The organism is Vibrio sp. STUT-A11 (assembly GCF_026000435.1).
Lineage (GTDB): Bacteria > Pseudomonadota > Gammaproteobacteria > Enterobacterales > Vibrionaceae > Vibrio.
The window spans coordinates 1078877-1101222 of the sequence record NZ_AP026764.1; the positions used below are offsets into that span (position 1 = coordinate 1078877).

At 45.6% G+C, this 22346-nt stretch carries 26 protein-coding genes; 23 read left to right on the forward strand and 3 right to left on the reverse strand.

Translation table 11 applies throughout. The annotated features are described in order from the left end of the window. Positions 1 to 44: 44 nt before the first annotated feature. The 20 genes from paaZ (at position 45) to OO774_RS20580 (ending at position 17040) form a co-directional block, all read left to right on the forward strand. Positions 45 to 2096: a phenylacetic acid degradation bifunctional protein PaaZ gene (gene paaZ, locus OO774_RS20485; RefSeq protein WP_264906305.1), complete on the forward strand. Its 2052-nt coding sequence runs from the start codon at positions 45 to 47 to the stop codon at positions 2094 to 2096. A 192-nt stretch (positions 2097 to 2288) separates the two neighbouring features. Further along, complete coding sequence (paaA, locus tag OO774_RS20490; RefSeq protein WP_264906307.1) at positions 2289 to 3218, forward strand: 1,2-phenylacetyl-CoA epoxidase subunit PaaA; 930 nt, start codon at positions 2289 to 2291, stop codon at positions 3216 to 3218. Between the two features lie 40 nt (positions 3219 to 3258). Further along, entirely contained in the window at positions 3259 to 3546 is a 288-nt protein-coding gene (gene paaB, locus OO774_RS20495; protein ID WP_020334268.1) for a 1,2-phenylacetyl-CoA epoxidase subunit PaaB, read from the forward strand. Between the two features lie 10 nt (positions 3547 to 3556). Further along, the gene (paaC, locus tag OO774_RS20500) at positions 3557 to 4315 is read left to right on the forward strand and encodes a 1,2-phenylacetyl-CoA epoxidase subunit PaaC (protein WP_264906309.1); all 759 of its coding nucleotides are present in this window, start codon (positions 3557 to 3559) and stop codon (positions 4313 to 4315) included. A 9-nt stretch (positions 4316 to 4324) separates the two neighbouring features. Further along, a complete protein-coding gene (gene paaD, locus OO774_RS20505) occupies positions 4325 to 4831 on the forward strand; it encodes a 1,2-phenylacetyl-CoA epoxidase subunit PaaD (RefSeq protein WP_264906311.1) in 507 nt (168 codons plus the stop codon). A gap of 14 nt (positions 4832 to 4845) precedes the next feature. After that, positions 4846 to 5901 carry a 1,2-phenylacetyl-CoA epoxidase subunit PaaE gene (gene paaE, locus OO774_RS20510; RefSeq protein WP_264906313.1) on the forward strand — a complete coding sequence of 352 codons (1056 nt, stop codon included), beginning with the start codon at positions 4846 to 4848 and terminating at the stop codon, positions 5899 to 5901. Positions 5902 to 5909: 8 nt separating this feature from the next. Then, a complete protein-coding gene (locus OO774_RS20515; protein WP_264906315.1) occupies positions 5910 to 6698 on the forward strand; it encodes an enoyl-CoA hydratase-related protein in 789 nt (262 codons plus the stop codon). 3 nt (positions 6699 to 6701) lie between these two features. Next, positions 6702 to 7490, forward strand: coding sequence for a 2-(1,2-epoxy-1,2-dihydrophenyl)acetyl-CoA isomerase PaaG (gene paaG / locus OO774_RS20520; RefSeq protein ID WP_264906316.1), 789 nt, complete (start codon positions 6702 to 6704; stop codon positions 7488 to 7490). Between the two features lie 3 nt (positions 7491 to 7493). After that, positions 7494 to 9002 (forward strand): 3-hydroxyacyl-CoA dehydrogenase, encoded by a 1509-nt coding sequence (locus tag OO774_RS20525; protein WP_264906317.1) that lies wholly within the window; start codon positions 7494 to 7496, stop codon positions 9000 to 9002. Next, on the forward strand, positions 8999 to 9478 hold the full coding sequence (gene paaI, locus OO774_RS20530; RefSeq protein ID WP_264906319.1) for a hydroxyphenylacetyl-CoA thioesterase PaaI: 480 nt from the start codon (positions 8999 to 9001) through the stop codon (positions 9476 to 9478). The genes OO774_RS20525 and paaI overlap by 4 nt, the downstream gene beginning before the upstream one ends. Continuing rightward, the gene (gene pcaF / locus OO774_RS20535; RefSeq protein ID WP_264906321.1) at positions 9479 to 10684 is read left to right on the forward strand and encodes a 3-oxoadipyl-CoA thiolase; all 1206 of its coding nucleotides are present in this window, start codon (positions 9479 to 9481) and stop codon (positions 10682 to 10684) included. It begins immediately after the preceding gene. 71 nt (positions 10685 to 10755) lie between these two features. Beyond that, on the forward strand, positions 10756 to 12057 hold the full coding sequence (paaK, locus tag OO774_RS20540; RefSeq protein ID WP_264906323.1) for a phenylacetate--CoA ligase PaaK: 1302 nt from the start codon (positions 10756 to 10758) through the stop codon (positions 12055 to 12057). A gap of 141 nt (positions 12058 to 12198) precedes the next feature. Beyond that, positions 12199 to 13122 carry a PaaX family transcriptional regulator C-terminal domain-containing protein gene (locus OO774_RS20545; protein ID WP_264906325.1) on the forward strand — a complete coding sequence of 308 codons (924 nt, stop codon included), beginning with the start codon at positions 12199 to 12201 and terminating at the stop codon, positions 13120 to 13122. Between the two features lie 26 nt (positions 13123 to 13148). Continuing rightward, positions 13149 to 13742 (forward strand): phenylacetic acid degradation protein PaaY, encoded by a 594-nt coding sequence (locus tag OO774_RS20550; RefSeq protein WP_264906327.1) that lies wholly within the window; start codon positions 13149 to 13151, stop codon positions 13740 to 13742. Between the two features lie 654 nt (positions 13743 to 14396). Next, positions 14397 to 14681 (forward strand): PepSY domain-containing protein, encoded by a 285-nt coding sequence (locus OO774_RS20555; RefSeq protein WP_263839824.1) that lies wholly within the window; start codon positions 14397 to 14399, stop codon positions 14679 to 14681. Further along, positions 14674 to 15189: a cytochrome b/b6 domain-containing protein gene (locus OO774_RS20560; RefSeq protein WP_264906329.1), complete on the forward strand. Its 516-nt coding sequence runs from the start codon at positions 14674 to 14676 to the stop codon at positions 15187 to 15189. The genes OO774_RS20555 and OO774_RS20560 overlap by 8 nt, the downstream gene beginning before the upstream one ends. Positions 15190 to 15449: 260 nt before the next feature. Then, the gene (locus OO774_RS20565) at positions 15450 to 15932 is read left to right on the forward strand and encodes a PaaI family thioesterase (RefSeq protein ID WP_264906331.1); all 483 of its coding nucleotides are present in this window, start codon (positions 15450 to 15452) and stop codon (positions 15930 to 15932) included. A gap of 16 nt (positions 15933 to 15948) precedes the next feature. Further along, a complete protein-coding gene (locus OO774_RS20570; protein ID WP_264906333.1) occupies positions 15949 to 16179 on the forward strand; it encodes a cysteine-rich CWC family protein in 231 nt (76 codons plus the stop codon). Between the two features lie 63 nt (positions 16180 to 16242). Then, a complete protein-coding gene (locus OO774_RS20575) occupies positions 16243 to 16749 on the forward strand; it encodes a GNAT family N-acetyltransferase (RefSeq protein ID WP_264906335.1) in 507 nt (168 codons plus the stop codon). A 12-nt stretch (positions 16750 to 16761) separates the two neighbouring features. Continuing rightward, entirely contained in the window at positions 16762 to 17040 is a 279-nt protein-coding gene (locus OO774_RS20580) for an antibiotic biosynthesis monooxygenase (RefSeq protein WP_264906337.1), read from the forward strand. On the opposite strand, the gene OO774_RS20585 is transcribed toward OO774_RS20580, so the two are convergent. Continuing rightward, positions 17037 to 17270 carry a hypothetical protein gene (locus OO774_RS20585; RefSeq protein WP_264906339.1) on the reverse strand — a complete coding sequence of 78 codons (234 nt, stop codon included), beginning with the start codon at positions 17268 to 17270 and terminating at the stop codon, positions 17037 to 17039. The two genes, OO774_RS20580 and OO774_RS20585, sit on opposite strands and share 4 nt — an antisense overlap. 172 nt (positions 17271 to 17442) lie before the next feature. Between OO774_RS20585 and OO774_RS20590 the strand changes: the two genes are divergently transcribed. Further along, positions 17443 to 17718: a hypothetical protein gene (locus tag OO774_RS20590; RefSeq protein WP_264906340.1), complete on the forward strand. Its 276-nt coding sequence runs from the start codon at positions 17443 to 17445 to the stop codon at positions 17716 to 17718. Between the two features lie 35 nt (positions 17719 to 17753). On the opposite strand, the gene guaD is transcribed toward OO774_RS20590, so the two are convergent. Further along, on the reverse strand, positions 17754 to 19139 hold the full coding sequence (gene guaD, locus OO774_RS20595; protein WP_346015260.1) for a guanine deaminase: 1386 nt from the start codon (positions 19137 to 19139) through the stop codon (positions 17754 to 17756). Between the two features lie 405 nt (positions 19140 to 19544). Between guaD and OO774_RS20600 the strand changes: the two genes are divergently transcribed. Further along, the gene (locus tag OO774_RS20600; RefSeq protein WP_264906341.1) at positions 19545 to 20384 is read left to right on the forward strand and encodes an aldo/keto reductase; all 840 of its coding nucleotides are present in this window, start codon (positions 19545 to 19547) and stop codon (positions 20382 to 20384) included. An 8-nt stretch (positions 20385 to 20392) separates the two neighbouring features. Here OO774_RS20600 and OO774_RS20605 read toward each other — a convergent pair whose 3' ends face one another. Beyond that, positions 20393 to 21166, reverse strand: coding sequence for a DeoR/GlpR family DNA-binding transcription regulator (locus OO774_RS20605; protein WP_264906342.1), 774 nt, complete (start codon positions 21164 to 21166; stop codon positions 20393 to 20395). 280 nt (positions 21167 to 21446) lie between these two features. Here OO774_RS20605 and ltnD point away from each other — a divergent pair, with 280 nt between their 5' ends. Beyond that, a complete protein-coding gene (gene ltnD, locus OO774_RS20610; RefSeq protein WP_264906344.1) occupies positions 21447 to 22346 on the forward strand; it encodes an L-threonate dehydrogenase in 900 nt (299 codons plus the stop codon).

The window sequence follows — 22346 nt, forward strand, 5'->3', positions numbered from 1 at the left end:
AGTGAGGCAATTGCTACAGCATTAAGGATTAACGAGGTATAGAAATGGAACAATTAACCAGTTACGTAGCCGGAGAATGGTATTTTGGAAGTGGGAAGCCACGTGTGGTTTCAAGTGCAATTACCAGTGAAGCGTTGTATCAGGTCAATGCGGATGGCATGGATTCTTCTAAGGTCCTGGAATACGGAAGAGAGCGAGGCACTAAAGCGCTTTCCAAAATGACGTTCTTAGAACGTGCCAATATGATCAAAGATTTGGCTAAGTACCTGCTTTCCAGAAAGGAAGAATTTTACGCGCTTTCACAACACACTGGCGCAACGAGAATGGATTCTTGGATTGATATTGAAGGGGGTGTCAGTACCTTGTTCAATTACTCTAGTCTTGCCAACCGTGAGCTACCGAACGACACCATTTGGCCGGAAGATGAATTACTGCCTCTTTCTAAGGAAGGCGGCTTCGCGGCTCGGCACTTTCTGACTAGTAAAACGGGCGTAGCTCTTCACATTAATGCGTACAACTTTCCTTGCTGGGGTATGTTAGAGAAGCTTGCGCCGACATGGTTAGGCGGTGTGGCGGCGATAGTTAAGCCGGCAACAGAAACCGCATATCTGACGCAAGCAATGGTTAAAGCGATGCAAGACAGCGGTATTGTGCCTGAAGGGGCTATTCAGGTTATCTGTGGCTCTGTCGGCGACATGTTCGAGCACCTCGAGTATCAAGATGTCGTAACATTCACTGGTTCAGCGCAAACAGGTCAAATGCTGCGCTCTCACCCTTCGATCACGCAGAAATCTATTCCATTCACGATGGAAGCTGACTCGTTGAACTGTGCCATTTTAGGTGCTGATGTTACGCCTGATATGCCGGAGTTCGCGCTGTTTGTACGTGAAGTGGCTCGCGAGATGACAGTGAAAGCAGGACAAAAATGTACCGCGATTCGCCGTGCCATAGTACCCGAACATTTGATTGATGAAGTTGCAACTGCACTAACGTCAAAACTCGAGAAAGTTGTCGTCGGTGACCCTGCAATTGAAGGCGTTAAGATGGGCGCGTTGGTGAGTAAAAGCCAACTAGACGACGTCAAAGAAAAAGTCACAACGTTATCCAATTATTGCGATGTACTGACGGGTGGAAATACGTCAGACATGAGTGTTCAGGGCCCAAGTGAGGGCGCTTTCTATCCGCCAACTCTGCTTCGCTGCAACAACCCTCATGAGGTAGAGGAAGTCCATTCTGTCGAGGCATTTGGTCCGGTATGTACACTTATGCCATACAGCGACCTTAGCGATGCAGCAGTGTTAGCCAAAAAAGGTCAGGGCAGCTTAGTAGGCAGTATCGTTACCGCTTCGGTCAGTGTCGCTGCTCAGCTTGCACTTGAAATTGGTTCGTCGCACGGCCGTTTACACGTATTGAATGAAGAATCATCCAAGGAGTCTACTGGTCATGGCTCTCCGCTGCCAATGCTTGTTCATGGTGGTCCGGGACGTGCTGGTGGCGGTGAAGAAATGGGTGGGTTGCGTGGAGTAAAACATTACATGCAGCGCACCGCGATTCAAGGCTCACCAACCATGCTGGCTAAAATAGGTCGAGAGTGGGTTCGCGGGGCTGAAACGGTCTCTGAACCTATACATCCGTTCAAAAAGTACTTCGAAGATCTGCAAATCGGCGAAACCCTTACGACAGCAAGAAGAACGATAACAGAAGCGGATATTGTTAACTTTGGTTGTTTGAGTGGTGATCACTTCTATGCACATATGGATAAGATTGCGGCAAAAGACTCCATGTTTGGTGAAAGGGTTGCGCACGGGTACTTCGTCATTTCAGCCGCTGCAGGTCTGTTTGTGGAAGCCGCACCAGGGCCTGTCCTCGCCAACTATGGAATGGAAGGACTGAGGTTTATCGAGCCGGTTAAAATCGGCGATACCATTCAGGTTCATTTGACGTGTAAGAAGAAAATTAAGAAGCGCCAGCGTTCTGCTGAAGAACAGGCACAGGGTGTTGTGGCCTGGGATGTCGAAGTGTGCAATCAGGAAGGAAAGCCCGTTGCACTTTATACGATCCTTACCTTAGTCGCGAGACAGCAAGGTGACTTTTAACTGGTCAGATATTCACTAAAAATTTCTGCAAATATTACACAACAGGGCCATCTGGCCCTGTTTTTTTATCACAATTTTAACAATTAAAGACGTCATATTTTACTTTTTTGTAATTATTGTGTTGCGAATGGATTTTTACGTGATACATTAAAATTACAAAAAATATTTAATATGTATCAAATGGGGAAGGGAATGTCTTCTGAGCAAACGTCATTCGAGCGAAAAATCGAACAAGAGATTGCAGTCGAGCCTAAAGATTGGATGCCTGATGGATACCGTAAAACACTGGTACGTCAGATAGGTCAGCATGCTCATTCAGAGGTGGTAGGAATGTTGCCAGAAGCCAACTGGTTAACACGTGCGCCATCTCTGCGTCGCAAGGCGGTATTGCTTGCAAAAATTCAAGACGAAGCAGGTCATGGCCTGTATCTGTATAGCGCGGCAGAAACCTTAGGTGGCGAGCGTCACGACCTGTACGAAAAAATGCTGACCGGTGAGATGAAGTACTCATCCATCTTCAACTACCCAACTTTAAGCTGGGCTGATGTTGGTGTGGTTGGCTGGCTTGTTGATGGCGCGGCAATCGTTAACCAGGTGGCATTGTGCCGTACCTCTTACGGACCTTATGCACGCGCCATGGTGAGAATCTGTAAAGAAGAGAGTTTCCACCAACGTCAGGGATACGAGGCATGTCGAGTACTTGCTGACGGCAGCGATGAGCAAAAAGCAATGCTTCAAGACTCTATCAATCGCTGGTGGTGGCCTGCGTTAATGATGTTTGGTCCGAACGACAGTGAATCTCCAAACTCAGCAAAAAGCATGTCTTGGAAAATCAAACGCGTGAGCAACGATGACCTACGTCAGAAGTTCGTTGATAACACGGTTCACCAAGTTCATTCACTGGGCATGACGATTCCGGATCCAGATCTGAAGTGGAACGAAGAAACGGGTCACTATGAGTTTGGCGAGATCAACTGGGAAGAGTTTAACCAAGTGATCCATGGACACGGCATTTGTAACCATGAGCGTTTGAAAGACAAGCGTGATGCCTGGGGAGCGGGCGCTTGGGTTCGTGAAGCTGCTGTCGCTTACGCAAAAAAACAGATCGAAAGCGCAGCCTAGTCGCGCCGACAAGAATCGAAACAGATTAAGGAGAATCAAGATGAGTTCATTTAACTGGCCGCTGTACGAAGTATTCGTTCGAAGCAAACAAGGTTTGGACCACAAGCATGTAGGCAGTGTTCGTGCTTCTGATGGTCAAATGGCGCTTGAAGCCGCTCGCGACCTTTACACTCGTCGTAGTGAAGGCTGTTCTATTTGGGTGGTAGAGTCAAACCAAATCACTGCGTCTCAATCGAGCGAGCAAGGTCCATTTTTTGACCCTGCTGAAGATAAAGTTTATCGCCACGCTAGTCATTACACCATTCCTGCTGACATCAAGCATATGTAGGGAGTAAGTCATGAGTGAGCAACAAACAAAAGTAAACTACTTACTTCAACTGGCAGATACCAACCTTATTCTCAGTCATCGTTTATCTGAGTGGTGTGGTATCGCACCGGAACTAGAGATAGACATCGCATTGGCAAATATTGGCTTAGACCTGCTTGGTGAAGCCCGTAACTTTTACCAATACGCTGCAGAGCTTGAAGGGAGTCAGAAAACCGAAGATGACTACGCTTATCTTCGCGAAGAGCGCGAATACAAAAATCTACTGCTGGCAGAACGTCCAAATGAAGGCTTCGATATTTCGATTGTACGTCAGTTCCTTTACGACAACTACCATGCGCTGCTTCTTCAGGAGCTGGCGAACAGTGCTGACGAACAGTTGGCAGCTATCGCTAAGAAATCCCTGAAAGAGGTGGCTTACCACCTGAGATACAGCTCAGGTTGGATTGAACGTTTAGGTAGCGGCACCGAATTAAGCCATAAAAAAGTTCAAACAGCATTGAACGATTTATGGCGTTACACCGACGAGATGTTTGAGCCAAGTGAAGAAGAAATCGCGCTCGCAGAGCAGAACATTATTGTTGATGTCTCTGAACTAAAAGCTCAGTGGCAACGCAATGTCAATGCAACGCTAGAGAAAGCGACGTTATCGATGCCTGAGTCTAAGTACTTTTTGCAAGGCGGTAAATCCGGTAAGCACAGTGAACACCTAGGTTTCATTTTGGCGGAACTTCAGTACATGCAACGGACTTATCCAAACCAACAGTGGTAGGGCGTGCTGATGATTAAGCAAACACTCGATTCGCTTTCTGATCCAGAGACGCACCGCGTTTGGCAGTTAGTTAACTCGATTCCAGACCCGGAAATTCCGGTTATTTCGATTGGTGAACTGGGCATGGTTCGTCATATTGCCAAAGTCGGTGATGCCTGGATAGTGAAGTTCACTCCGACATACTCCGGTTGCCCAGCGACAGAAATGCTGATGAACGATATCCGAGACACCCTCAACATGGAAGGGTACGAGGATGTGAGGGTTGAAGTACAACTTGATCCAGCATGGACAACAGATTGGATTCAAGAGTCGAGCAAACAAAAGTTACGTGAATACGGAATCGCGCCACCAGACAGAAAAGCGTGTATGCACACAGCCATCAACGCACAGCCTGAATGTCCACATTGTGGCAGTGTTGATACAAAAATGGTGAGTGAATTTGGTTCCACAGCTTGTAAAGCACACTTCCAATGTAATGCGTGTTTGGAACCATTTGATTACTTCAAGTGCATATAAAGTAAGGGATTATTATGACAGATTTTTACCCATTGAAAGTCGCTCGTGCAGACAAGGAAACGCCAGATTCTGTGGTGCTGCACTTTGACGTACCGCAAGACCTTGCCGATCAGTTTCGTTTTCACCCTGGTCAGCACCTCACTATTAAATCGAACATCAACGGTGAGGATCTGAGACGCTGTTATTCAATTTGCTCCGACCCGGGTGAAAAGAGTCTGCAAGTCGGGATCAAGGCCATTTCTGAAGGTCGCTTTTCCAATTTTGCCGTCAACGAAATTCAGCCCGGCGATGAACTTGAAGTGATGACACCACAGGGTCATTTTGGCTTTTCTCCAAGCCCTGAGCGTAGCGTAAACTACTTAGGTATTGCAGTAGGTTCGGGTATTACTCCAATTCTATCCATGCTTAAGACGGCATTAGAGCAGGAAGACAACAGCACTTTCACTTTGCTGTATGGCAACCGCAACGTAAATAGCATGATGTTTCGCAATCAATTGCTGGGCTTGAAGAACCGCTATCCGGATCGTTTACACGTTAGTTACTTCTTCTCACGTGAAACCAATGAAGTCGATCTATGGAATGGTCGTTTAGACGGCGACAAACTACGCGAGCTCGGTAGCAACCTGTTTAACTGGAGCGACTTTGACGCGTGTTACGTTTGTGGCCCGGAAGAGATTTTGGAATCTTGCTACACCGCGTTGGTAGAAGGCGGATTGAGCGAAGACAATTACCATGTAGAGCGTTTTAACACCGCAACCAAGTCTAAAGCGAAGCCAGCTAACCAATCAGAAAATACCCAAGTCACGCTTAAGCGAGATGGTCGCATCATGAAGATTGATATGACCTCACAAGATGACAGCTTGCTGGATGCAGCACTTCGTCAGGGTGTCGACCTTCCTTATGCGTGTAAAGGCGGCGTGTGTGCAACGTGTATCTGTAAAGTTAAATCCGGTCAGGTTGAAATGGGCACAAACTACAGCCTGGAAGCGGATCAGGTTGAAGCTGGCTACGTTCTGAGCTGCCAGGCGGTTCCGACAAGCAGTGAAATCGAAATCGACTTTGATGTGTAGAGGGTAGCATGGCATTACAAACCGATTATCAGGACCTGATCGGTGACATCTCCATTCAGGGGGTGTTAACCATCACGTTGAATCGTCCACAAAAGCGCAATGCATTAAGCAATGATGTACTGGAACACTTAGCGGAGTTACTGGAAGAGGCGTCTCTGGACACTTCCATTAAGTCGGTAGTGCTTTACGGCGGAGAAACGATATTTGCTGCAGGTGCAGATTTACACGAGATGTCGAGTCAGCAATCGATAGAGACTTGGCTAAATCCAAGACCGAAACTTTGGCAACGTATCGATCAGTTCGAAAAGCCTCTGATAGCGGCGGTTAATGGCTACGCGCTGGGCGCAGGGTTAGAGCTGGTCCTGCTTTGTGATGTCGTTGTCGCAGGGGAAGGCACGCAGTTTGGTTTGCCAGAAATCACTTTGGGCTTAATGCCTGGCGCAGGTGGCACGCAACGACTGTCTCGTACTGTCGGTAAATCTCTCGCGAACCAAATGGTGCTGACCGGAAAACCAATCTCGGCGCAAAGGGCTCTTAACGCTGGCTTAATCAGTGAAATCACGGTGCCACAAAATACGCTCAATAAAGCTCAAGAGATAGCGAAAAGTATTGCCCAACATGCGCCTTTAGCCGTTCGTGCCGCTAAAACGTCATTAAAATCAGTACCAAATGGCACCTTGGGCCAAGGACTGGTGATGGAAAGACAGTTATTCAGTCTGCTTGCGGAAACCCGAGACCGAGCGGAAGGAATCCAAGCTTTTCTTGATAAAAGAAAGGCGACATTTAAAGGGAAGTAATCAATGGAAGAATCAATTTTATTTCAGGTAGAAGCTGGTGTTGCTGTCATTACGCTTAACCGACCAAAGCAATTGAATAGCTTTAACCCGGATATGCACAAGGCGCTTAAGCGGGCGTTAAAGCAGGCGGAAACTGATGATTCAGTGCGCGCAGTACTGCTAACAGGTACTGGCAGAGGATTTTGTGCAGGGCAAGACCTTAACGATCGCAACGTAAATAGCGGCGCAGAAATGCCGGATCTTGGCGAGAGCATTGAGAAATACTACAACCCTTTGCTCAAACAAATTTCTGCAATGCCTAAGCCAGTCATTGCTGCGGTCAATGGTGTGGCTGCGGGCGCGGGTGCCAATATCGCATTGGCGTGCGACATCGTATTTGCGGCTAAGTCTGCAAGCTTTATTCAGGCGTTTTGCAAAATTGGTCTGGTACCAGATTCAGGTGGTACTTGGACACTGCCACGTTTAATAGGATCGGCGCGAGCGAAAGCACTGATGTTACTCGGTGACAAAGTAAGCGCGAGTCAGGCACAAGAGTGGGGCATGATCTGGCAATGTGTTGAAGATGAAGAACTTATCGCAAAGGCGATGTCAGTAGCAAACCATTTGGCTACGCAGCCAACGAAAGGGTTGGGTCTTATTAAACATGCACTGAATCACTCCAGCGAAAACAGCTTAGAAGTTCAGCTGGACTTAGAAAAAGATCTTCAGCGATTAGCGGGAAGAACAGACGATTACCGCGAAGGTATCGCTGCATTTTTCGAAAAGCGCGCACCTGAGTTTAAAGGGAAGTAAATCATGGAGTTTGTGATCAAAACTGTCGCGGTGATAGGTGCAGGAACCATGGGAGCCGGTATTGCACAAGTAGCGGCTCAATCTGGATACCAAGTGGTTCTGTTCGATCTTGAGCATGGCAAGGCAGAGCTGGCTAAATCGGTAATCGCAGAGCGTTTAGAAAAGCGTGTTGCGAACGGCAAAATGTCACTAAGCGCTAAAGATACCTTGTTAGATGCCATGTATTGCTCGGATGCTTTGCAAGATGTCGCCAGCGCGGATCTGGTTATTGAAGCGATTGTCGAAGATCTTGCGATCAAACAAAGCCTATTCAGAGATCTAGAGTCAATTTGTCGACAAGATTGTCTGCTTTCTACAAACACATCGTCTATTTCGGTGACATCGATTGCCAGTGCGCTGGCGAAACCGGAACGCTTCGTTGGGCTGCATTTCTTTAATCCTGCGCCGTTGATGAAGTTAGTCGAAGTGGTGCGAGGAATCGCGACTTCTCCGGCTGTGACTGAGGCAGCTAAGGAATGGGCGGTATCATGTGGTAAACACGCTGTGATTACCCGCTCGCTTCCGGGCTTTATTGTAAACCGAGTTGCAAGACCGTTTTATGCAGAAGGTTTGCGTGCGCTGGAGTGCGGCGTCGCGAAAGTGCAAGACATCGACTATATCATCACCCAAGCTGGTCAGTTCAACATGGGGCCTTTCGAGCTCATGGATCTGATTGGCCACGATGTTAACTATGCCGTTACCAAGAGCGTTTACGACGCGTATTACCAGGACAAACGTTTTACTCCGTCACTGACTCAGAAAGAACTTGTTGAGGCAGGTTTCTTAGGGCGTAAATCGGGTCGTGGCTTCTATTGCTATGATGCTTCAACTGACAAACCAAGTGTTAATTTGGCACAAAAATGTGTTCTGCCAGAGAACTTGTCGGTATCCCTCCAAGGTAACTGGAGAGCTGCCCCGAGCTTTGTTGAGCTGACTCAACTGTCTAACATAAGCAGTCAGAAAGGTTTGCCACTACTGTGTATAAACGACATCGTTGTTACGCCAGTGCAAGGTGTGACAGCGTCAGAGTTATCTGATCAGATGCAACGCCCTGTGGTTGTTTTTGATTACTGCCAAGATTACGGCGCGAGCGATATCATCGCGATTGCCCCTGCTTTGCAGAACTCTGCACAACAAACTGAAACTGTGATTGCTTACTTTCAATCGAAAGGCAAACAGGTATTAGTGCTGGATGATTATCCTGGCCTGATCCTATGGCGTACTTGGGTCATGTTGATCAATGAAGCGCTCGATCTGGTCAATCAGCAAGGCGCGTCTCTGGCCGATGTCGATGTAGCAATGAAGAGTGGTGTTAACTATCCACTTGGTCCAATTGAGCAAGGTGAACGCCTTGGCTGGCAACGAATACTGGACACACTCACTCATTTGCAATCTTTCTACTGCGAAGAAAGGTATCGTCCATCGCCACTGCTTCGCCAATTCGCAATTAAAGCAAAGGGAGGTGCAGCATGATAGTTGTCAATCCAAAGCAACTTTCGCAACACATGAGCGAAGCTGGGTGTGAAAAAGCGGTGGCTGAGAAGGCCGTTGCAGCGATGTTAGAAAATGACACTTGCACAAAATCGATGGGAATGGACGTCGTGGAAGTTGCCAAAGGGATGGCAAAAGTGACGATGCGAGTGACTCAATCGATGCTTAATGGCCACAGCACTTGCCATGGAGGTATGTTATTCACCCTGGCGGATACCGCATTTGCTTGTGCTTGTAATAGTGAAAACTTAGCTGCGGTGGCATCTGGATGCAGCATTGAATACATTCGTCCGGCTTTTGACAATGACCTGCTAACGGCCATAGCGAATGTGAAATCTCAAGGAAAAGTAACTGGTACGTATGACATAGAAATCGTCAATCAGGACCAAAAGTTGATAGCGCTGTTTCGGGGGAAGTCTCACCGAATTGGCACAAAGCTAGTAAAGGAGGACAGTTAAGTGACTAGTGCATATATTTGTGACGGCGTCAGAACCCCAATCGGTCGATTCGGTGGCGCACTTTCAAGCGTTCGAGCGGATGATCTGGGTGCAATCCCTCTTAAAGCATTAATGGAACGCCACCCAGACTTAGACTGGTCGGCAATTGATGATGTGATTTTGGGATGTGCGAACCAAGCGGGTGAAGATAACCGCGACGTGGCCCGTATGTCGCTATTGCTGGCGGGTATGCCGATCGAAGTGTCCGGTACAACAATCAACCGTCTGTGCGGTTCAGGCATGGATGCCATTAGCCATGCTGCACGCACTATCAAAGCGGGCGAAGCGAAGTTGATGGTTGCTGGTGGCGTCGAATCCATGTCGCGTGCTCCTTATGTGGTGAACAAGCCGACCACTGCGTTCGATAGAAATGGTCAGATGTTCGATACGACTATTGGTTGGCGTTTCATTAACCCGGCAATGCAAAATCAATATGGCACCGACTCAATGCCTGAGACCGCAGAAAACGTGGCGGAGCGATTTAAGATCAGCCGCGAAGATCAAGATGTGTTTGCATTGCGTAGCCAACATAAAACCCAGCAAGCGAAAGAGAAAGGGGTGCTTGCGCAAGAGATTGTCCCGGTTTCTATTCCGCAACGTAAAGGCGAGCCTATTGTTGTTTGCGAAGACGAACATCCTCGTCCGCAAACGACTCTGGAGCAGCTTGCTGCTCTCAAAACACCATTCGCAAAAAATGGGTCTGTTACCGCAGGAAACTCATCTGGTGTAAACGATGGTGCTGCTGCTGTGCTGATCGCTAACGACGATGCGATTAAGCAGTACGGATTGATTCCTAAAGCGAAAGTACTGGCAACGGCAACCGTTGGTGTAGAGCCTGCAATTATGGGGGTCGGACCAGCTCCAGCGGCGAAAAAAGTACTAGAAATAACAGGATTATCAATTAATGATATGGATGTTATCGAGCTTAACGAAGCATTCGCATCACAAGCGCTGGCGGTATTGCGTGAACTAGGAGTCGCTGATGACGCCGAGCACGTAAATCCGAATGGCGGAGCAATTGCTTTAGGACATCCATTAGGTATGAGCGGAGCTCGAATTGTAATGGCTGCGAGCAATGAGCTAAAACGTAGAAATGGGAAATATGCTTTGTGCTGTATGTGTGTCGGCGTAGGGCAAGGGATCGCGATGATCATCGAAAACGTCTGAAATTAAAACAAATACAACAGACGTGATTTACGGCCAATAAGAAACAAAAGGACTTACGAGGAGATCGACACATGATTAAGTATTCAAATACGCTGGACGCGATTGAGACCGCTTCTGTAGAGGAGTTAAGAGAACTCCAGTTCAGACGCATGAAGTGGACGCTTGAACATGCTTATAAAAATTCACCAATGTACACCAAGAAGTTTGATGAAGCAGGGGTGCATCCATCAGACTTTAAATGTCTGGAAGATATCAATAAGTTCCCTTATACCACCAAGCAAGACTTAAGAGATAATTACCCTTTTAATTCGTTTGCCGTACCGATGGAAGATGTGGCTCGTATTCATGCCTCATCCGGTACAACCGGGCAACCAACGGTTGTCGGCTATACGCAAAATGACATTGATACGTGGGCAAACATCGTTGCTCGTTCGATTCGTGCCGCGGGCGGTAGTGCGAAAGATTTAATTCATATCTCCTACGGCTACGGGCTCTTTACTGGAGGTTTGGGTGCACACTATGGTGCAGAACGTCTCGGCGCTGCGGTTATTCCCATGTCTGGTGGGCAAACCGAAAAGCAAGTTCAACTGATTGAAGATTTTAAGCCCACCATCATCATGGTGACACCATCTTACTGTCTCAACTTGCTGGATAAATTGGAAGAGCATTACGGTGGTGATGCATCGGGTTGTTCGCTGAAAGTCGGCATCTTTGGGGCTGAGCCTTGGTCAAATGAGATGCGTAAAGAGATAGAACGACGCTTAGGTATTGTTGCTCTCGACATCTATGGTCTTTCAGAGGTAATGGGCCCGGGTGTTGCGATGGAATGTGTCGAAACTCAAGATGGTCCAACTATTTGGGAAGACCACTTTTATCCAGAAATTATTGACCCTGTTAACGGCAATGTGATGCCTGATGGTGAGCATGGTGAACTTGTCTTCACCTCATTGACCAAAGAAGCGTTGCCGATCATCCGATACCGTACACGTGATCTGACCCGCTTGTTGCCAGGTACTGCGCGCACGATGCGTCGTATGGATAAAATTACGGGGCGCAGCGATGACATGTTGATCATCAGGGGCGTCAATGTGTTCCCATCGCAGATCGAAGAGCAGATTCTACAAATCGAACAGCTTAGCCCACATTACCAACTTGAAGTGATTCGCAAAGGTAACCTGGATCATTTGGTTGTGTTGTTGGAAGTAAAAGACAACATTTATCTGGACCAAAGTGAAATGATTACCAAACGCCTACAACATCAAATCAAGTCAATGATCGGAATCTCTACTACCATTGATTTACTTCCGGTAAATGGCATCCCTCGATCTGAAGGGAAAGCAGTGCGTGTAAGAGATTTGCGTCCAAAAGATTAACCGATAAATATACCACTCTTGATAAAGGTTGAATTCGAGAGTGGTATAACCGCCCTAATTGTGAATAATACAAAGATTAGTTAGGGAAACGGATTGGCTTTCAATAGTTAAAAACGAGTTAAAGCCAAACATGGAGCTATTTTGAACCAAGATCTACATTCATTTTTCGACGACATTTCCGGTCATCAATCTATTAGCGGTACCTCGTTAATTGTTTCTTATTTTGGAGACTATTTGTGGACATGCGGTGGGGGTATTTGGTTGGGCAACCTTATTCAAGCGATGGAAACACTGGGCTTGAATCAACGCGTCGTGCGTTCGTCTGTGTTTCGCCTGCATAAAGATGAATGGTTGACGGTCAATAAAGTCGGTCGAAAGAGTTACTACTATCTGGACCCGTCCAGATATAACGAAATGCTTAACGCCAACAAGAAGATTTACCATTCTGAGAAAGTTACGTGGAGCAAACGTTGGAATATTATTCATACGTCACTTGGCCCGACGAATAGCAGTAAAGAACAAGTGAGATACCTGCAACATAAAGGGTTTGGTTTATTCGACAAGGACTTTTTTGTTCAGCCAGATCTACAGCAATTGACGCCGGAAATTAAGCAAGAGATTACGCGAACCATCTCTAGCGCCAAGATATTCCAGCAGGCCGAATTGTATTCTGAAAGCGAAGATGCATTAAGAAATATGGTTCGACAGTCATGGGATATTGAGCGTATTGCTGAAAATTATCAGCAGTTTATCGAGCTGTTCCGTTCAGCATGGGCAATATTAGAGTCTATGTCGGATGACGCGATTAGTGAAGAAGATGCGTTTAAAATGAGACTGCTGGTTATTCACTTTTATCGCCGAATAATAGTGAAAGACCCGGACTTACCAACCGAGCTGCTACCGGAAGACTGGCCACGAAAAGAGGCTGAACAGTTAACTATTAATATCTATCGAAAAGTTCACGCTAAGGCACTGAGGTACGTAATGGAGAGCAGCGAAACTCCAAACGGAAAGCTGCCCGTTCCGTCACCAAACTACTACATCCGTTTTGGTGGTCTGAGTTAGAGTGAGCTTTGTAACAAGGAAGTACAATGCCCATATATCAGTTTGCTGACGTTATTCCCGTTATTCACCCTTCGGCGTTCGTTCATCCGAGCGCTGAAATCATCGGTGACGTCATTATTGAAGAAAATGTTTACATCGGTCCTCTGGCGGTATTGCGTGGTGATTTTGGCCGTCTTATCGTGAAAAAGGGCTCTAACGTTCAAGACAACTGTGTCATGCACGGCTTTCCTGGCAAAGAAACGATACTTGAACAAAATGTTCATGTCGGTCACGGAGCGATTATTCACGGCTGTTGTATCGACGAAAACACCTTAGTCGGTATGAATGCTGTCGTTATGGATCTGACTCGAATAGGAAAGGAGTCCATTGTTGGTGCGAACAGCTTTGTAAAAGCCAAGAGTGATTATCCGCCAAGGAGTATGATTTTAGGCAGTCCTGCAGAACGCAAAAGAGACGTATCGGACGATGAGCTCAAGTGGAAAGAGCGAGGAACATATATGTACCATCGCTTAGCCGAACGCTGTTTTAATGAGCTCAAACTTGTCGAGCCATTGACCGAAGTTGAAGCTGATAGGCCTCAAGTAAGTTGGGACGCTAACCACGAACCCAAAGTTAGTTAAATCCGCATACTACCTGTAAAGTACCTTTACTGACTTGCCTCTCTCAATAACCGCTTATCTATTTACGTGTGGTGAGAGAGGAACCTTCATTTACCCCTTATAAAAATTATTAATACCTTGGAGCCACTCAGGCTTTCTAAATCACTACGTTTATGTTCGTTGAAGCCAATCAACACATTAACACTAATAATGTAAATTAATTGTTTAATTAAACTTTCTTCTGGATCACAAATTCTTGTTTTAAACACCTTTAAACCTCTTTGACTAATTAGATTGAAACAAGATGCATTTAATTCATTAATTTACTGATAATTATTGACTATTTCTCTATTGATTGAATTGTCACCTTACTTTTCTGCAAATTAATTACCCTGAGGTTAACAGTTTTGGCAATACGTTAATTGATTGGGGTTAACAATATGATAACAATTGGTGGGGTTGGAAACGAAAGTATCACATATTGGAGGTGACGTTTGTTTCCCTTCCATTTTTTCTTCCTTCATTTAATACGCTTCGATTCTCCAGCCAGCGTTATCTATTTCAATCGAATGCTAATTTTTCCTCTATGTAATGATTCTTAAGCGGTTCTTAAGTTATGGCGATTAATCTTGGTGGCGAGTTTGAATCTTTCTTACCACTAACAGGAATAATAATATGGAACGTAAAACACTTTTAGCTTCAACAATGATGATCGCAGGACTACTTTCTTTTGGTGCTTATGCTTCTGACCCAACTTGTACTGAAGAGAGTCCGGATAACTGGATGCAATTCGACGCAGCTCAGAAAATGGTTGAGTCACAAGGTTATAAAGTTAAGAAATTTAAACAAACCGATACAGGATGCTACGAGTTATATGGCTACGACACCAGTGGTAAGCGTGTTGAAATCTATTACAACCCGGTTGATATGACGATAGTAAAAGAGGAAGTCGATGACTAAGAAAACTCAGTGGGATCGAGTCGTTAAACTCACCCACTGGCTTGTGGCTAGTTTGTTCTTGATAAACTATTTCATTACCGAGGACGGTAGCACTTTACACCAGTGGGTTGGGTATATTGCGGTTGGAGCCGTTGTCTTAAGGTTACTATGGGGATGTGTTGCCAAACCTCCGGCGCGTCTTACCTCCTTCTTACCCTCCGTTCCTAAAGCGATAGGGCATTTAAAAGAGGTGTATCAAACCCGAGTTGATGATCATCATGGTCACAATCCTGCAGGCGCGATAATGATTTGGTGCATGTGGATAGGACTAATAGCTATCGGAATCTCAGGGTATCTGATGGAAACAGACAGGTTCTGGGGAGAAGATTGGGTTAAAGAGATTCACGAGGCCGCAGTCAACTTAACCTTTGTGTGTGTTTGCGTTCACATTGGCGCTGTGTTTTTGATGACGCGAATTACTGGCCATTCCTACTTACAAAATATGCTTCCTGGCGAGCGAGAAAAATAGCCAGTCTTAAAGTGAGGCACAGAAAGCAAAACTCCTCAGTTGCTTTCTGTGCTTTTATTCTTAGAGTCGATTACGTCCTTACTCCTCTCTGCACACCAGGCTGATGTTAGATCCCACCGTTTTTATTTAAGCCGGCCTGATTTTTGATAAGCCTTTGAATTTTTGAAACTAAACTTGTTAAATTTTAGTTAAAGTGACATGCTGTCTGAAAGATTAGTTAGTATTTCGACAATAAATAAGAGTCGGTTCTAGGAGGAAGTATGCAGCAGGGAAAAGCGTTTCAAGATCAGATACCAAATAACCACTGTTTTGGCTGTGGACCAGAGAATGCGTCTGGCTTACAAATTAAGAGCCATTGGGTGGGGGAAAATAAATCCGCTTGTACATTTATTCCGTCTGCTCATCACTGTGCAGGTCCTACACAGCTCCTAAATGGTGGGATCATTTCTACAGTGATTGATTGCCATTGTATCTGCACCGCAATTGCCAAAGGTTATCAGTTAGAAGGACGAGAAATTAGCTCAGGTGAAGCAGTATGGTACGCGACAGGGAAATTAGAAGTTAATTACCTCAAGCCAGTACCCATCGATAGAAATGTTGAGTTGGTGGCGATCGTAGAAGAAATCAACGGAAATAAGATGACAGTGAACTGCGAACTCTATTCTGGTGACGTTCTCTGTTGTACTAGTCAGGTGACCGCGGTCAAAGTACCTAATAGCTGGTTTATCGCCAATAAGACATAAGATTACAAGGTATCAATTGAAAATCAAATCCGTCACTCCAGACCCGCTTGTTTGCCCTCTGTGTGGACAGCCGAACTCCTGTCTCAATTTAGGTGATAAAGACATCACGAAATCGTGTTGGTGTAACGACCCGTCGATAAAATTTCCCGAAGGGCTCCTTTCCCAAGTTCCTGAAGAAAAAAGAAGAAAAGCATGTATTTGCAAAGCGTGCGCGTTAAAGTATCAGAACAGTATTGAAGAGAGTTAGTACACGTTGACAGCTTGGTTTGTTACTTAAACGGAGCATGCTCGTCTAAACAAGGAAAGTTAAGTGGAAATAAAAGAAGTCAGTTCAATCTCTGGTTTGGTTGCTCAATTACATGCGCTTCTTACTGATTGCATAGAAAGTGATGCGTCAGTCGGATTTTTAACACCGGTTGATGAGCAGGAAGTCGATGCTTATTGGCAATCGGTAGAGGCGGATATTCAGGCTGGTTCCAGAAAGATCTTTTTAGCTTACGACAACGGAAGCGTTATTGGCGCAGTCCAGCTTTCTCTGTGCTCAAAAGCCAACGGTTCACACCGAGGTGAAGTTGAAAAGCTCATGGTCAAAACCAGTGCGAGAGGGCAAGGTGTAAGTAAAAAATTGATGTCGCTGATGGAAAGTTCAGCTGAAGAAATCGGCTTGTCTTTACTGGTATTAGACACACGACTCGGTGATATCGCATCCTCATTATATCGCGCTATTGGCTATAACGAAGCAGGGCAAATTCCTCAATTCGCGCGTAGCTCTAGTGGAGAACTCGAAGCGACAGTCTACTTCTACAAGTTATTGTAATTAGGTTAATCCATGTCGAAAGTGATCTTGAAAGGATACATTTTGGTGCCAGAATCGGAATTGCAGGTGGTAAAGAAGGAACTAGAAAACCATACACGCCTGACCTTGCTAGAAGCTGGTTGCATTACGTTTCGTGTTATCCAAAGTGCAGAAAACTCATTGCGATTTGATGTGTACGAAGAGTTCGTCGACGAGGCTGCGTTCGAGGCTCACCAAGTAAGGGTGAAGGAGTCACATTGGGGCAAAGTGACCAAGAATGTAGAACGCCATTACGAGATATTGCTGGATTAAATTTTTCTCAAACGACCTTCTAGTTTGTCGCGCTGCTTTTCAACTTCTTCAATGACAAAGTTTCTAAACGCTCGTACGCGCTCGGTATGTCTTAGGTCTTCGTGAAGCAACATCCACAAATCCAGACCGTAGAAAGCAGAGAATTGTTCATCGTATCGAGCCAAATCGTCATCATAATCACCGATAAAGCAAGGTAAGAAAGAGAGTCCGACACCTTGTTTTATCGCCATATGCGCTAATCCCGTATCATCAACGGTGAAGTCGTGCTTTCCTTCCGGGCAAACCTCTTTCGTCCAGGCGCGGTGAAAGTCGCAGCACTCAGTACCGATCCAATTTGGCTTGTCGCCCGTTTTCTTTAAATGTTCTAGATAGGGTTTGCTGCCGTAGATCGCTGATGCAAAAGTGATTAACTTCTTCCCAGAAAAAGAAACCCTCTATCCTGATAAAGACGAGTGGATTAACGGCGGAGACTCTACCGTTATCGCTCCCGGCGGTGAAACGTTAGTTGCTCCGCTGCATGCAGAGGAAGGCATACTGTATTGCGATATTGATACTGATAAAGTGGCGGCGGCTCGGCGTTCTTTCGACGTTGCAGGCCATTACTCTCGCCCAGACATATTTACACTCAACGTAAATCGAGCGCCGCAAACATCTCTGCGTATCAGGGAAGCCGAGTAATAAAATCCCCCATCAGGTACGTGGGGGATTTCGCTTTAGGTTAGTGTTGTCACTAAGTGATCGGTGGAGGAGTAGACCAGCTTACCATCAACGTAGGTGGCATCTACGTTTCGATCATCCCCTAATATCATCAGCGCGAACAGCTTATCTTCTAAACTTTTCGCATGTTGCTGTCGAAGGTGTTGTAAGTCTGTTGCGGCCCAGTCTAAGACTGCAAAATCAGCTTCTTTGCCTATTTCAAAGTTACCAACTTTGTCGTCGATACTGAGTGATTTCGCCCCGCCAAGAGTCGCGAGGTACAATCCTTTGAATGGGGACAGTTTTTTATCTTGTAGCTGCATGACTTTATAAGCTTCATTTAACGTCTGAAACTGGCTAAAACTGGTGCCAGCACCGACGTCAGTCCCTAATCCCACACGAACATTCTTCTGTTCTGCTTTCTCTAAGTCGAAAAGCCCGCTACCAAGAAACAGATTCGAGGTAGGACAGAACGAGATTACAGAATCCGTACCGTCAAAAGCATCCCACTCCCGTTCAGTGAGATGAATCGCATGGGCAAAGACGGAGCGATCACCAGCCAGACCGTAGTGTTGGTAGACAGAAAAATAGTCTTCGTGTTCAGGGAAAAGAGACTTCACCCATTCCACTTCATTTTTGCTTTCAGAGAGGTGAGTTTGAACGTAAACATCGGGGAACTCTGCTTTGAGTTTGCCAGCTGCCGTTAATTGCTCACGCGACGACGTAGGAGCAAACCTTGGGGTAATGGCGTATTGAAGACGTTTGTGATTATGCCATTTCTCAATCAGTGCCTTGCTATCACTGTAACTAGACTCTGGCGTGTCGAGTAAGTAGTCCGGTGCATTACGATCCATCATCACTTTACCGGCAATAATGCGCATGTTCTTCTCAAGCGACTCTTCAAACAGGGCATCGATGGATTCGGGATGAACCGTACCAAACACTAAAGCGCTGGTGGTACCGTTTTTTAGCAGCTCATTAATAAAGAATCGGGAGATCACTTTTGCATGTATTTTGTCTTCAAACTGCTTCTCGGTTGGGAAGGTATAATTCTCTAACCATTCAAGTAGCTGCTTGCCATACGAAGCAATCATCTCTGTTTGAGGGTAGTGAATGTGAGTATCAATAAAGCCCGGCACGATAAGTTTGCCGCGATAATCCACGATTTCGGCATATTGAGTTGTATCTGAATCGCTGAACGCTTTCACGTCTTTGATGAGACCATCTTCAACGACTAACAGACCGTCTTCAAAATATTGAAAAGCGTGTTTGGGGTTGGTGACCTTGGCGGGATCTTCGAGAAAGTGGAGCAAGCTCGCACGGATCGCCATTGTTTTCGGCATCGAGTCAGAAGAAAATGGTTCAGTATTCTTTAAGTATAGAACGTTCGATTTGTGGTTCATAAGTCACTCCATTGAATATGTTTGATACTCATGGTTTTTGACTTATCTGCGTAAGCCCTTGTCAATAGAGTAGTGTATGTAACAACCGAAAACCATTAAAAGCAAAGTGACTAAGCCAGAAGTATGCCAGCTTGTGGAATCTAGATAGATAGCTGACTTATGGCATTTATTTTTGCCGCTATAGGAGCGTTATACGAACCAAACTGGTGAATGATATAGAATATTTGACCTCAAGTGGTGCATTGGCTTGACGTGATAGCAAAGTGGTGATGATGGATGGAATTGTTTGTTTACGAGCTACGATAACACGCCTACATTTCTATATGTGTAACCAAAATCAAGTGATTCGCAGACTGCACGGATTAATGTCGAGCGACACAAAATATCAAGCGTAGGGAAGGTGGGATGGCTGAATTTATTTTACCCAGTGGTAATGTGATACCACAGTTGGGGCTGGGAAGTTGGTACATGGGCGAGGACCCACGATCGCGACAACAGGAAATCGACGCGTTACGCTTTGGTATTGAATATGGAGCGAAGTTAATCGACTGCGCAGAGATGTATGGCGAAGGTGAAGCCGAACGTATTGCTGGAGAAGCAATGGCTGGTTATCGTGACAGATTGTATGTGGTCAGCAAGTTTTATCCTCATAACGCTTCCCGAGAGGGTGTTATTGCGGCTTGTGAACGAAGTCTTACTCGATTAAATACGGATTATTTGGATCTTTATCTGCTTCATTGGTCAGGTACCGTCCCGTTTGAGGAAACGCTGGAAGCACTTTATCAGCTAAAAACCCAAGGCAAAATTCGTGACTATGGGGTGAGTAATCTTGATATCGATGAGCTGGAAGATTTCTGCGCGGCTGATAAGGTTGGACTATGCGCAACAGATCAAGTGCTCTATAACCTGTCGCATCGTGAACCTGAATGGGCGGTGAAACCGTTTTGCGACAAACACCACATGGCGATGATGGCTTATTGCCCGCTTGATCAAGGTGCTTTGGTACACCATCCAGATTTGATGAATATCGCGGAACGTCATCAAGCGACCGCAGCTCAAATTGCATTAGCCTGGCTCACTCGACAAAAGGGCGTGATTGCAATTCCTAAATCCAGCTCGATAGCAAGGACGAAAGAGAATCTAGATTCAGCAAAAATCGTATTGACCGATGAGGATATTCGAGAGCTAGACAAAGCCTTTCCTGCACCCGCTAACCAACATGAGGGTAGGATTGCCATTCGATGATTCTTTTATCAGCCCAGAGAGGGTAATTTATCAAGCACGGTCAAACCTTTATCCATAAGCTCTACTTTAACGACTTGCGATAGGTTCTGATCGGTGATGATGCCATCAAACTCCTCAATATCTAACGCGTGGAAACTACCGACACGACCATATTTTGTAGAGTCGGTGATCAGGTAGTTTGTTTGCGCCGCTTTTGCTATGGCTTTTTTTACCCACACTTTGCCTTCATTGGGTGTAGATAATCCTTTTAGACTCCAAGATGAAGACGATATGAAGGCGATATCAATGTTCATCCCCGCGAGGAACTCAGCAACCTTTCCGCCAATACTCGATTGGTTTTCGCGATCAACCTTTCCACCTGTATGGTATAGCTCACATTGACTATGGGTCATTAGGTAAGCCGCTATCGAAAAGTCATTGGTGATTACCAGTAGATCCTCTCGGTCGACGATTCGATGGGCAATACTTAACGCCGTTGTGCCTGCATCCAAATATACTGTGGCATCTTTATCAATTAACGTCGCGGCAATTTGAGCAATGTGCGCCTTTTCATCAGCCTGTTGTTCTACTTTCGCATCGTGTGACAATTCACTATGCAGTACCTGAGCAAGCTGCACCCCGCCGGAAACAGAGACCACTTTTCCCGAAGACTCTAGTTTCACAATATCACGACGAATCGTCATATGTGACACACCGAGATGCTCTGTTAAATCGGAGATACTGAGAACTTCTTGATGTGATAGAAGGGACAAAATTGTTCTTTGACGTTCTGCTGGAATCATTATTTAACTTCATGTTTTTGTTTTTCAGTATCCTAACAATCTTTCTCTGGCTTGTGAACATCTGTGAATATATGTTGCGTTCACGGTGTTAAGGATGTGAACTCACTCAAAACAACGGTGTTACTACACTTATAACAAGTGAAATATCAGTTGAATGTTAATATTTGTTAAAAATGTGACTTAAAGCGGAGTCTAGATGTTTAGATTCACATATAATCACAATCAATAAACAAGAATTAACAAAATTCAGTTCAATATTTACCAAGAAGGCATTGTTACTATGAGTGAAGTTCAATCTGTCGGTGTGATCGGTTTAGGCTCAATGGGTATGGGCGCGGCAAAATCTTGTGTGCGTGCAGGCCTTGATGTGTATGGTTTTGACTTAAATCCCAAAGCTCTTGAAGAGCTTGCAGAATTTGGTGCGAAAGCTGTGTCAACCAACGCTGTAGAGCTTGCAGATAAATTAGATTCCGTTCTGGTTCTGGTCGTAAATGCACAACAAGTGAACACCGTATTGTTTAAGACTGGCCTTGCAGCAGCATTGAAACCAAACACGCCAGTCATGGTGTCAGCAACCATTTCTGCAGAAGACGCTAAGCAAATAGAAACAAAGCTTGCTGAGCACAACCTGATCATGCTGGATGCACCTGTATCTGGCGGCGCAGTAAAAGCTGAAGCTGGTGAAATGACAATCATGGCATCTGGTGCGCAAAGTACATTTGATGCACTGGATCCGGTACTCAAAGCAACCGCAGCCAAAGTTTACAACATCGGTGAAGCGATTGGCCTTGGCGCGACAGTCAAGATCATCCACCAGCTATTAGCAGGGGTTCATATTGCGGCAGGTGCAGAAGCTATGGCACTCGCGGCGCGTGCAAACATCCCTCTTGATCTTATGTACGATGTGGTGACAAACGCTGCGGGTAACTCTTGGATGTTTGAGAACCGTATGAAGCATGTGGTTGATGGTGATTACTCAGCAAAATCGATGGTCGATATCTTTGTTAAGGATCTCAACCTCGTTTCAGACACAGCGAAAGACCTTAAGTTTCCTTTGCCGCTTTCAAGTACAGCTTTGAACATGTTTGTCAGTGCGAGCAATGCAGGCTTTGGTCAAGAAGATGACAGCGCTGTTATCAAAATTTTTGATGGCATCGAATTACCTGGCGTAGATAAGTAA